Origin of the sequence: Bradyrhizobium sp. CCBAU 53415, assembly GCF_028128735.1 — a bacterium.
Taxonomy (GTDB): Bacteria; Pseudomonadota; Alphaproteobacteria; order Rhizobiales; family Xanthobacteraceae; genus Bradyrhizobium.
Window position 1 is genome coordinate 42031 of record NZ_LBJF01000021.1, and the last position, 11816, is coordinate 53846.

General features: G+C 58.4%; 8 protein-coding genes and 3 pseudogenes. 4 read left to right on the forward strand and 7 right to left on the reverse strand.

Features of this window, described 5'->3' with window-relative positions:
- Nucleotides 1–10 precede the first annotated feature (10 nt).
- Nucleotides 11–154, forward strand: a complete 144-nt coding sequence (locus tag XH87_RS13575; RefSeq protein ID WP_271587809.1) for a hypothetical protein — start codon at nucleotides 11–13, stop codon at nucleotides 152–154.
- A gap of 164 nt (nucleotides 155–318) precedes the next feature.
- On the opposite strand, the pseudogene XH87_RS13580 reads toward XH87_RS13575, so the two are convergent.
- Together XH87_RS13580 and XH87_RS13585 are read right to left on the reverse strand one after the other, a co-directional pair.
- Nucleotides 319–624: pseudogene (locus XH87_RS13580) on the reverse strand (hypothetical protein).
- Nucleotides 625–675: 51 nt separating this feature from the next.
- A pseudogene (locus tag XH87_RS13585) lies at nucleotides 676–1293 on the reverse strand (LabA-like NYN domain-containing protein).
- A gap of 167 nt (nucleotides 1294–1460) precedes the next feature.
- Between XH87_RS13585 and XH87_RS13590 the strand changes: the two are divergent.
- Nucleotides 1461–1739, forward strand: a complete 279-nt coding sequence (locus XH87_RS13590) for a hypothetical protein (RefSeq protein WP_271587661.1) — start codon at nucleotides 1461–1463, stop codon at nucleotides 1737–1739.
- A gap of 516 nt (nucleotides 1740–2255) precedes the next feature.
- A complete protein-coding gene (locus tag XH87_RS13595; RefSeq protein ID WP_271587662.1) occupies nucleotides 2256–2669 on the forward strand; it encodes a cupin domain-containing protein in 414 nt (137 codons plus the stop codon).
- A 405-nt stretch (nucleotides 2670–3074) separates the two neighbouring features.
- On the opposite strand, the gene XH87_RS13600 is transcribed toward XH87_RS13595, so the two are convergent.
- Together XH87_RS13600 and XH87_RS13605 are read right to left on the reverse strand one after the other, a co-directional pair.
- Nucleotides 3075–3962: a LysR family transcriptional regulator gene (locus XH87_RS13600; RefSeq protein ID WP_271587663.1), complete on the reverse strand. Its 888-nt coding sequence runs from the start codon at nucleotides 3960–3962 to the stop codon at nucleotides 3075–3077.
- 429 nt (nucleotides 3963–4391) lie between these two features.
- Nucleotides 4392–5210 (reverse strand): YiiX/YebB-like N1pC/P60 family cysteine hydrolase, encoded by an 819-nt coding sequence (locus XH87_RS13605; protein ID WP_271587664.1) that lies wholly within the window; start codon nucleotides 5208–5210, stop codon nucleotides 4392–4394.
- A gap of 1415 nt (nucleotides 5211–6625) precedes the next feature.
- Here XH87_RS13605 and XH87_RS13610 point away from each other — a divergent pair.
- Complete coding sequence (locus tag XH87_RS13610; RefSeq protein WP_271587665.1) at nucleotides 6626–7366, forward strand: Crp/Fnr family transcriptional regulator; 741 nt, start codon at nucleotides 6626–6628, stop codon at nucleotides 7364–7366.
- Nucleotides 7367–8493: 1127 nt separating this feature from the next.
- On the opposite strand, the gene XH87_RS13615 is transcribed toward XH87_RS13610, so the two are convergent.
- From XH87_RS13615 to XH87_RS13625, 3 genes and pseudogenes are all read right to left on the reverse strand, one after another.
- Nucleotides 8494–8895, reverse strand: coding sequence for an SPW repeat domain-containing protein (locus XH87_RS13615; protein WP_271587666.1), 402 nt, complete (start codon nucleotides 8893–8895; stop codon nucleotides 8494–8496).
- Nucleotides 8896–9452: 557 nt separating this feature from the next.
- A pseudogene (gene gorA, locus XH87_RS13620) lies at nucleotides 9453–10865 on the reverse strand (glutathione-disulfide reductase).
- A 407-nt stretch (nucleotides 10866–11272) separates the two neighbouring features.
- Complete coding sequence (locus tag XH87_RS13625; protein ID WP_271587667.1) at nucleotides 11273–11788, reverse strand: Dps family protein; 516 nt, start codon at nucleotides 11786–11788, stop codon at nucleotides 11273–11275.
- Nucleotides 11789–11816 lie beyond the last annotated feature (28 nt).

Here is an 11816-nt window from a genome sequence, read left to right on the forward strand (position 1 = left end):
CGAGGAACCGATGACCGATGAGATGATGAACCCCCGCACGCTCGTGGAGAAGATCCCTGATGCGGAGCTGCTGCGCGAGATGATCGGCTTTGCTGCCCAGCGCAATGTGGGATCGCGCGGGGCGCTCCCACGGTCGATGATCGGGTGGATCTAGCGAGGTGCTCGAGCTCACCGGGATTGCGACCGTCTGTTGCCGAGCGCCGCCCTCGCCCTTTTTGGCTCTCCCTTGGTATGTCGTGCTCGCCCGCGAGGGATGCTCCGCTCTTCGCGTGCGAGTTGCGCGCGCCGTTCCCTGCGGGTGCTCGCGACATTGTCTTTTCAGGTCGGAAGGTCCCTTCTCCCCTTCGTCTTGTTCTTGTTTTGTATGAAGCTGACCTCCAGCTCTTCGCCGTTCACGCGGACGAGTTGACATCGCCGATAGGCGAGCCTGGTAGACGAAAGCAGAAGAAAGAATTCACTCAGTGTGAGGCCTTCAATCGACGTTAAATTTGGAGTCGCGCATCACGCTGTGAAACATCTTTAAGGCTACCTGCGGCGCCAGGTGCCGTCGATAGCCATCATGTTTACCGGTAGCAGGTACTCGAAAATGACCCGTCGGCCTTGTTGTTCTTTTTCTCCAGCCATGGATGGTCCGAAACAGATCTTCTCTGTACTTCACCTGATTCCGCGCGTTCGCTATTCCTCGTCATCATCACTCGACCGCGCGATCGCGCGCTGCATCAACCGTGGCGCTTGATCCCGCACAATACGAGATGGCGCTCGTTCGGAACGAACGCGCCCGATGCTTGACCGCGGTTCCCTTATATCGCAAAAGACGTCGGCCTCCCGTCGCAACTCATCGGCGATCATTGACGGTTGAGTAGCGAGGCTGGATACGACGGTAACACGGACGCCGTGACGCTGCACCGGCTCTACCAGCGGACGAAAGTCACCGTTTCCCGAGCATAACACCATTTCGTCGATGCGATCTGCGAGCTACATCGCGTCAACCGCAATTTCAAGATCGATGTTGCTTTTGACCTTGCGACGGCCGCTCGCGTCTACGAACTCCTTCGTGGCCTTCGTCGCCACGGTAAATCCGTTGCAATTAAGCCAGTCGAGCAGCGGGCGCACCGAGGAGTATTCCTGGCTCTCAATGATCGCTGTGTAATAGCACACGCGCACAAGCGCCCCCCAGCTTTCGAATTCCTTCAGCAGGCACTTGTAATCGATATCGAAGCCAAGCGCTTTTGCGGTTGAGTGAAGATTGGAACCGTCAATGAACACCGCGATCTTGCTGGAGCTGGAAGGCATTAAGATGCGACCTGCGTTCATTCATGCGAAGCTGGAAGGTGCCCGCGGTTGAAGCGGGACGAACACCGAGTCAGTTGATCTAACATCATCAGGAGAAAGTTGTCGTCAGGCGGTGAATCCAATGCGAAGACCTCTCTCATCTTTTTTGTACGAAAACGTACACTTAGATGTCCGATTATTCGGAAGGTATCGGGACGTCCAATCTGATGCATGAGTTCCGCAGCAGATTACTGCGTCTGCTTCCACCTGATGAACTCAAGAGCGTCCTTTTGCTAGCTGAGGAGGTGCCGCTGGCGAAACGCCAAGTTCTTCATCGCTACGGCGTTCGCATGCAGCACGTCTATTTGATAGAGACTAGCCCGGTGTCGGCCGGTGCGAAGGTGGGGCCGCAAGAGTTCGTCGAGGTATGGTTGATCGGCTCGGAAGGGCTCGCCGGAATACATTGAGTGGGTGGGAGAGGTTTTGGATCACCCAGGCCGGAATTACCGCTGCGGCGGTGGTGTGAGTTGAACCACAGGGTAAACAACGAACTCACCAGCGCTATCTATGGTTTCGGGGATGGGGGGACGGATGATTGGCAGTCGGCGCTCCGTCAAATGGATGAAAGAGTGCGGCCGACATGCTCGCCGTGAGATTATTTTCAGTTAAGTAGATCGCGCCGCCGATTATGGGAGCGGCAGCAGCTTTCTCCGCGCCTTTCGTCAAGTGCATGGACAGGTCGCGGGAGAATCTGAGCGTGATGGACAGAACTCTGATTGAAGATGCGCAACGCAGCAGGCAAAACCGCCGCGATGCGATCACATCTGAATTGAGATCGATGATAAATGGTTATCGGATAGATAATCACAGGGCATTTCCCTTTATCCGGCGGCGGCGACACCCTCAAACTTGTTCGCAGAGTGCGCGCCATTGCTTACGCCGCCACTCCGACTCGAAGAAGGTCCACAATCAGGAGGCCATAAATGCCAGTAAAGCAGCCGGTTCTCACGCCGCCCGGGGGCGGCAAGACGGTGAAGTTCAGTGCGGATTCGAGCATCGAGCTGAAAGTGGAGAGCAGCCAGTCCGGAGGCGAATATGGCACTGTCCTGTGGACGCTGCGGGCCGGTGAGGAGCCGCCGCTGCACACCCACACGCGCGAGGACGAGCTGCTCTACGTGGTGCAGGGGAAGCTAATCGCGCGGATCGGCGATACCCGCGTCGAGGTGGGGCCGGGCGCCTACGCGGCTCTTCCCCGCGATGTGCCGCATACGGTCGAGGTGGTCGGCGATCAGGCGATCCTGCTGGTCAGCTTCGTGCCGGGTGGGCTGGAGCGCTTCTTGGTCCCCCGGGACGGCGAGAAGCCGGATCCGGCCGCTTTCGGCCTGGCGTTCCCCTAAGGTAGTGGACCGGGACGCGCGGCGTTCGCGATCGAGCGCCTGCGCCGGCCCGGACGCCTGCGGCTCCCGACCGCACCAGATGATTGATTGCACGCGCTCGCCGATCGGCGGCATCGCACCGCCGTACAGCGGCGTGTCGCGTGATCTGCGGCTAATTTCACGTTGCAGCACCGGCATGAACTGGAGGTGGAGGTCCAGACGATGCTGTCCTGGGAGCCCGAGCGCATTATCTTCGCGCACGCCCGTTGGCACGACGCAAACGGCGCCGCTGAGCTGCGCAACGCATTTAGGTGGCTTTTTAAGGAGTCACAGTGAAACGCGTGCGCCACGTGCTCTCGTCGGATGCTCGGCGCATTCCGCGATTTCACGCTATGCGAACGACGACAGGCCGACGCACGGCGGGACTCACGGATTGGTCTTGAGGCTCTTAGCAAAATGTTCAACGAACGCGCGCGCCGCGAGTTTCGCTCCGCGTCCGGCCGGGAATATGGCGTTTACGTCGGCGGCGCCCATGTTCCAATCCTTGAGGATCTGCACTAACGCACCCGACTTGAGTTCGGCGCGACAGCCCCAGAGACTGCAGGCAACGATCCCGATTCCGGCGACGCCGCCAGCCACGGCCGCTTCGTTGATGTTCCCCGACAGAGGAGCTTCCACCTTTATGGAAACGGTTCTTCCGTTCTTCTCGAAGCAACAGATGCCATTCGAGCCCGGGACACCAATCAACACGGGATGTCCGGACAGATCGTTCGGCGTTTTCGGGTAGCCTGCCCGCTTCAGATAGGCCGGCGAGGCGGCGATGAGTAGAGGATTTGATCCTACCCGTCTTAGAGTCGCGGAGGAATCCTCCAACTTTCCGGACCGGATCGCGACGTCGATCGCGCTCCTGATAAGGTCTTGGCGACCGTCGTCCATCGCCAAATCGATCCGCAGCGCAGGGTGCTTCGAAATGAAGGCGGGAAGTCGCGGTATGACCTCCCGGATCGCCATGCTAGGCGACAACCCTATCCGGAGCACGCCGCGAAGTACGCCCTTGCCGTGAATGGCTTGGGTTGCTTCTTCCAGAATGGCGAGCGCGGGCTCGACCTTCGCGAGGTAGTCCGCCCCGGCTTCGGTGAGCACAACGGCCCTTGTCGATCTCGCGAAGAGGGCCGCGCCTACCTCGCGTTCGAGCGACGCGATGTGTCGGGACGCCGAAGGTTGCGAAAGTCCGAGATCCTTGCCGGCACGCGAGAAGCTACCGGTATGTGCGACACGGACAAAGAGTGTTAGAGCAAGGAGGCGATCAGTCATCTCGTCTTTGCGCAGAGATTGGTTATGTTCGAGCTTAGTCCCGGATCCAACTTATGCGAAAACCGAATGAGTGGCGAGCCCCACAAGGCGGTGAGCTTCACGCCTCCCGGTGTTTAGCCCGACGAGGGCGATCAGGGCTAGGGCGGCCGAAACGTTCGGCGTGCGGCGCACGGTGGGCGAAACGGCTGAAGCCGCCCCAATCCTTGGAGCGGAAAAGACCCCAGCTCTCTCCGGGCGCGGGGTTAAGAGCTGCCGACGCGTCAGTAGCCGCTGGTCATGGCGCGCTATTCCGAACCGGTCGTGCTTGCTTGAGAGCAGCGAAGAATTTGCCGATGAGCGGTAGTCGGAGTTCAAGCCTATTGAAAGAGCACGATGGCGACTAATGACAACAGCACAACCGAGTCCGAAGTCAATAGTCTGGCCCTCACCCTACGAAATGTCGGGCTGTACCATTGCCGCGATCCCGCGTTCTATCTCGGGCGCAAGTGTGGCCTGTGCGGCGTCAACTTCGAGATCTGCCCAGCGCATGTTTTTATAGTTGAAGCCGGCAGGTAGTGTGGGCTTCACCACCATGAAGTAGGGCGATAGATCGAAGTCGCGCGGCGCATATAGAGACGAATGACGGATCTCGGCGATCTCGCACCGCCCGGACTTGTTCTCCATGTGCGTGATGTTGGGCAGGATCGGGTAACGCACGGAGTCGAATGCCTGCGCAATCAGAGACGAACAGATGATCCGACGCGAATCGCCGGAGCCGAGCGCGATGGTTCGTTGACGCCAACGTTGCGTGAATGGACAAGGGAATAGATAGCGCATGAGGTCGATGACGTTTTTGAAATCGTAGCCGAGACCTATCCGTTCGAATGCGTAACGGCAGACCTGTTCGCGGTCCGCATCGCTTAGGCCGACTGGCCGGCATATGCGGGTTTGGCAATGCAAATACTTAGACAGAGGGGCCGACACGACCCCTTCGTCGATGTTGGCTTCAATCAGGACGTGCGGCTCGCCGCCATTTGTGGCGCCCGATATCGGTCCGACGTACAACGCCGAATGCGACCATGTCGACTGAGTGATATATTTGATGCTGCTGGAAAGACGACCTTTGCCCTCGACCAGCAGGACGTCGCCGGGTTGAAGAGTGTGGCGTAGGGCCGTCGTTGCATCGTCCGAGGTGAGGGGCTCACATCGATTGGCCGGCTTCTGCAGCCGGGCGATCAAACGTTCGACGTTGTCGAACATCCAGCCCATCACTCTTTCCTTTCGGCCCTTCCCGTACGCGAGTTCCAGACGACTGTTCCCTCTTATCCAAGCCTATTCAGGAAAGATGGTCCGGACCATTACACTGAGGTCGATCTGCGCACTGCATTTGTCTGAAACGACCATACCAAAGGATACGATTGACCATCCGGGCCGTTCCCAGTGATGGGAGAGCCGCATTGGTCCGCGGCTGCTATCGACGGTGCTCTTCATCGAGAGCACGTGCGAGATCGCGGGGTGGAGCGAGGTGACCGATGAGGGCACTCAACGCCTCCATCGACTTTGCACTGGGGCTAATTTCGAGTTTTGACCTTCGCGTCGTTTCACCTACGTGCAAGGGTCATGTCGCTTCAGTGGACAGCAATTGGCAGGCCGGACCGCCTGGCTCCGTCGAGAATGACCCAAGAACCAGTGCGCATGACCGCGGAAGGCTGAAACTGTTCAAACAGGCGTTCGCCTTCCTCAAACCGGAAGCATGTTGATCACTGTACCAAGAACAAAGCACAGCGACCCGATAAGATAAAGCCAGTTCGCTAAATTGCCCATGCGACATCCCGTCGATTGGCCGGCCGGGGTTCTGCAGCCTTGTTCATTTCAGCATCTCTCCTCAGGAGAACGCAGGGAAGTTTATCCATATGGCGGACACGTCGGCGTATCGGTCCAGGACGCCGTCGCAAAAGCGCCGAGGTGTGGTGTGTGGTGCGGGAAGCTTGAAGTGTAATATCGGTAGCGGTCTGCTCCATGATATGAATCATAGAATGGATTGGCCCAATTCGAACTATCGGCGAGATAGCCTCACCAGGAAGCATCGGGATGACCCCGATGCGCCCAATAGCGCACGTCCGTTGTCACGGCCGGTGCCGTCACCTTGATCGAACCGGTGTTAATCGGTGCAGCAGACGATTTAGCGGAGGTCTGCGGCAGTGCGAGAGGAATATCAATTGCCACGCTTCCCACTTAAATCTTCATGGCGGCCCCTATTCGTGTTGATACTAACTGTCCACCACCGACGAGAATGACCGTTTAGCGCTGCCGAGGGAAATCACGTCCCGCTATAGAGTCGATAAACGATCGTTATTGCCGCCGCGATCCGCAGGTGCCATAGCCGAGAACTCAACTGACGCCAACTGCAGAGACTCCGTTGCCGCCGTGGACCACTCGATGTTGCGCGTGCCGATGCGTCGACCTTGACCATCTTGATCATGACGCCGCTGCTACGGTCGACTTGTCGTGCACCATCCTCGCACACGCAGGTCTGGTAGCGGCACAATCCACGTCCCCGTCCGTCACCAAGCCCGAGCAGCTGATCCGCGAGCGTTACGTCGCCTTCCGTCTCATCTTTTTTGGTACGAAAACGTACAGTCGGATAGCTCCGTTTCTCAGAAAGTATTAGGACGTTGAATCTGATGTATGAAGTGCGCAACAGATTACTACGTCTGCTCCCACCTGATGAACTCGAGCACGTTCTGTTGCTCTCTGAAGAGGTGCCGCTTACGAGGCGGCAAGTTCTTCATCGCTACGGCGTTCGCATGCAACACGTCTATTTCATTGAGAGTGGTCTTGTGTCGGTCGGTGCCAAGGTGGGGCCGCAAGAGTTCGTTGAGGTGTGGTTGATCGGTTCAGAAGGGCTAGCGGGAATACATCTCGCGTTGACGGCAAAAACGCAGCCGATGCACCGTCGAATTGTGCAGGTCGCCGGCGAGGCTAATCGACTCACGGTGGATCGATTTCAGGAGGCGATTGCTCGGCTGCCGACTTTCCGCAGCGTGGTGCATGCCTATATCGCTTCCGTGCTTATTCAGATCGCCCAATCAGGGGCATGTAGTACGTCCCATCAACTACAGCAGCGCCTTGCGCGATGGCTCCTGCTCGCTCGCAATGCCTTGGGATCTGACGAGATCCCTCTCACACACCAAGTGCTTGCTCAGCTTCTCGGAGTGCGTCGTGCTGGCGTTACGGACTGCCTTCTTCAACTCAGGAGGGATGGGCTTATCGAAATGATGCGTGGCTGCCTCGTCGTCCGCGACGCTTTTCGGCTGGCGCAGATCTCCTGCCATTGCTGGAGCTTGATCGAGCGCGAGTACGAGCGGCAACTACTGAATATTGGCACTCCGAACAGCAAATCGTTGGTGCATGGGAACCGATAGTTATCTGCGATGCCACGCCAGAAATGGCTGGTTGCCAAGGTTTGTTGCAGTTGGCCCCCCAACTCGCCGATCTGCTTGCTCAAGCGAATCCGTCACATTTGGCCTCGAGGACCCGTCATTAACTTCGCATGCGGAGTCGAGACGAGTTAGGTATCCTTCAGTTTCTCCAACATTCGTTAGGGCTGGTAGACGAGACGCGCATTTGTGTCCCTTTTGCAGGACTACGCTGTCCGAAGTGGCAAGGCAGGCGCACGACCCGGCGGTACCTGACCGCACGGGAATTAGGAGCACGGGAATGGAAGAACAAGAAGCTTTGCGTGTGATGCGGGTTCTCATCGACCATGGGTGCGGACCGGATATCGATATCACAGACGCTATGGCACAGTCGTGGCTCACAGAGGCAGGTCTCAATGATTACGAATCCGAGCGCGGAATTGGGTTTGCCGGCGATCACAGATGGATAGTTCTGAGTGGGTGGGGGAGATTTCGGATCACCCAGGCCGGACTTAGCGCAGCTATGGGACCCAAAATCGGTTCGAAGTCAAAACAGAAGTCGATCTAATGTGTCTAATCAGAGTAGCTTGCGCGTGTCTCCCAATCCGCGTAGCGCACCCGCGAAGCAACACCTCGATGAACCTGTCGTGGAATGCTGCCAAAGTCTACAGCTGAAGGCTGCCAGCCGAGCTGCGCCTCAGAAGAAGGGTCAATAATTCGAAACGGATTGACCGACATCTGTCGGCCAGCGCATAGTAGCTGCCCAATCTCGCAGACCTGTGCAGCAAGTCGCGCACCTCAGTCGCGCGGCAACTCAAGTGAAATCATGGAGGCTCGTTGGACGCTTTATTGACCGAGATCCGGGCACCCGCCGCAAACGGATGAGCGGAGGGATAGCGTTGCGTGCTGCTCCATCTAGGAACCCCACGAGAGTCTTTGGTCTTCAGAAGTGCACCATCGCTCGTCAGCAACTCCAGATGCGCTACGACAAGCTCCTGCCGCGTCATTGACCTCCGGTGAGGGAGCTCCTCTTAAACGTTGCCACAAAACGAACTGGGGCGGATCCTGTATTTTCGAGGTGCTGACCCATTGCGACGGAGATGCCGCGATCCCCCTCGACCTTGATGGGGAGTTCAACTGCTGTGCCGCCGATACAATCCCGAAGGCGTCACAACTGACTCCTCAGGCACGTTAAAAACTGAAGTCGTGAGCAGGATAGCGGCGGCGAGGAGCCAGTAGTACTGGGCATCTAGCTGAGCGAATTTAAAGGCAAACGGCACGATAGCAAATACAACGCCGACTGCACGATCGACCCAAAGGTGCAGCCAATAAGGAATGATGCGGACCAACCCGGTGGGATGGTCGGTCATGGCGGCCATGAGCAGCGCGGCGACACCGACAACAACCGAAAGCCACATTGCGAACGGTCCACTCTGGCCCAGCTTCAGCACGAACGGCGCCGCGACTAAGACGAACGCGACGGGATAGTCTATCAGATATGCGTGGAAAGACTTGGTGATGAAGCGAAATGACATCGGTGACTCCTGCGCGATTGCTGGGGGCGGCCCTTGCGACGAGGAGATTACCCCCATCCAAGAGGACGATGGGACCTCCCCATGGCGGCGGGCACTGTGCACAACGGTCGCGAGTCCGGTTAGACGCACCGAAAGGTATGCCGGAACGCCAAACATTAGAAATGACGGATCGTTATCGTTTCCATTCCACTCGCGCCTCGCCATGAGCCAGCGAAATGGCGATTGGTCTTGCTCGCCTTTGCTCGTGTCAAAAGTACCAGCTGATGCGCTTATCCGTTCCTTCAGGAGCGGACTACCTTGGCAGGATCGAGTGTCGGGTCGAACAAAAGGGAATTATGGACCTGGATCGGAGATTTCAGATGTTCGGACGTAAGCAAGCGAGCCGGCTCAACGAGTGGCTGGTTTGGGCAAGCGGCACAAGCCCGCAGCGCTCTCGACCCTATGGAGGCGGCCCGACCTTATCGATTGTTTCGCGGTCGCTCTAAGCTTTTAGCATTTAGGAAGCGCAACGTCCCGCGACGCTCCGAGCGGGTCCTTCCGAGCCAGCTGCGGCTGAATCAAACAGCGGCGCTTGAGACGAGTGATGCGGCGTCGCGCCGATCGTAACGCACGGTCGGCGTACGCATTCCGACGATCTCCTCGCCAACTGTTGGATGCACCGCCATGACCGACATGAAGTCTTTCATGGTTGCTCCGCTGCCCATGGCGATCGCGAGCACCTGGATCAACTCGCTGGCCTCGTGAGCGAAGATATGGATCCCGAGGATCCGGTCAGACTCGCTATCCACGACGACCTTCAGAAGAGAGGCCTCGCAATCCCCCGTTACGGCCGCCTTCAGCGGGCGGAAGCGGACCTTGTAGACGTCGACTGCGAGGTACTGAGCTCTGGCTTCCAACTCCGTCAGACCAACAGTGCCGATCTCCGGGCTGGAGAAGACCGCGGTTGGTATATTGGAGTAGTCGACCTGCCAAGCCTTTTTGCCGAACACCGTGTCGGCGAACGCTTGGCCTTCGCGGATAGCGACGGGAGTTAAGTTGAATTGGTTCGACACATCGCCCACAGCGTAGATATTATCGATGTTCGTGCGCGAGTTAGCGTCTACGATGATTCAGCCGTCTGCCGCAGTCCTGACCCCGGCGCGGTCGAGTCCGAGCGAATTCGTGTTCGGAGCGCGCCCGAAGGCGAGCAGTACCTGGTCGGCGACCAGCCTCCCGCCCCGTTCGGTCGTAACGTCTATCCTTCCTGCGTCGTCGCCACCGCCAACGTCCCCGTCACGTCTCTTGAGGCGGCAGATGCTGTCGCAAAACATCAGCTTAATGCCATGATTCGTGTAGGACCCGGCTATCGCTTGGCGCACATCCTCGTCAAAGCCGCGCAGGACATTGCTTCCGCGGCAGACGACGGTGACGTCACTTCCCAACGCGGCGAACAGACCGGCGAACTCCATTGCAATGTATCCGGCGCCCCCAACGACAAGCTTCCTGGGGAATGTCTTCATGTCGAAGACGTCATCCGAGGTGATACCGAGCTCAATGCCCTCGAAGGGAGGCAGTGCGGGGCGTGCGCCTGTTGCGATCAAAATCGTGCGCGCCCGCACGCGGCGACCGTCCTGGAGGAGGCGCACCGTATGCGCGTCGTCGAGCACAGCGCGAGACCTCACGACCCCGACGCCTGCACGTTCTTGGCCGACGCCATACAGCCCTTCCAGACGTGCAATCTCGCGGTCCTTCGCCGCCACGAGCGACGGCCAGTCGAAGCGAGGAACCGGTAAGTGCCAACCGAATTGTGTAGCCTCGTCGAATGTGCTGCGGAAGCGGCCCGCGTAGACAAACAGCTTCTTCGGCACGCAGCCGCGGATAACGCACGTCCCTCCCAGCCGGTACTCCTCGGCGAGCATCACCTTCGCGCCATACCCTGCTGCAACGCGCGCGGCCCGTACGCCTCCTGAACCGCCGCCGATGACGAACAGGTCGACGTCGAATTCCGGGTCGCGGGGAGGCTCTGAAGCGTCGGTCGCCGGCGTCGACCCGTCTCGTGGACCCTGCAATCCATTTGTATTATTCAAGTCAGGTATCCAGTCCATTCTGTGAGGCCGGTCGAGATGCGTGCGCTGATCGCACGCGCGTTAGCAAATGTCCTGTTAGGCGGCAGCTACTCTGGGAGCCGAATGGCCCTGAGTTCTACCGCACGCGCTGTTACTTCGGACTCGCGGCGTCGCATTTCGGATTCAGTATCGGCGTCGAGCAGATCTTACGCTACCCGATTGGGCAGACAGAGGCCCGGCAAGCGCGGTCCGACGGCTAACGTGTGTGGCCACAGGGCTTCTGCTTTGTCCAGTCGATCCGGTCGCCCGAATTTCGCGAGCTGACGTTGCTCTCAAGCCCTTCTAGTCACCTCGAACAGGAACCATGTACGACGTTCCGCCTCGTCGATCCAGTTCTCGATCAGGCTAGCTGAAGCTGCATCGCCATGTTCGTCGCAGATATTACGTGTCTGCCGCAGGCGCTGGCTGAGCGCGAGGTTGTCTTCTTTCAGCTCGGCTAGCATGCCGTCAGGTGTGACGAAATCGGCGTCATTGTCCTTGATATGTTTCACTCTGGCGATGTGGCCGATCGAGCGAATTGTTGTGCCGCCGATCTTGCGGGCGCGTTCCGCGATGTCGTCCGTCATCGCGAAAATCTGCGCCGCCTGCTCATCAAGAAGAAGGTGGTAGTCCCTGAAGTGCGGACCTGAAATGTGCCAATGGAAGTTCTTGGTCTTGACGTAAAGCGCGAACACTTCTGCCAGAAGCACGGAGAGGGCGGCGGAAATATCTGTGGTGGCATTGGAGCCGAGATTGCTCGGAGTGTGGAGTGGTGCCTCACGGCGCTTTCTCGTGTCCTCTAAACTCATTGTGGTCTCTCCTTCAAGGTGCTGCTGT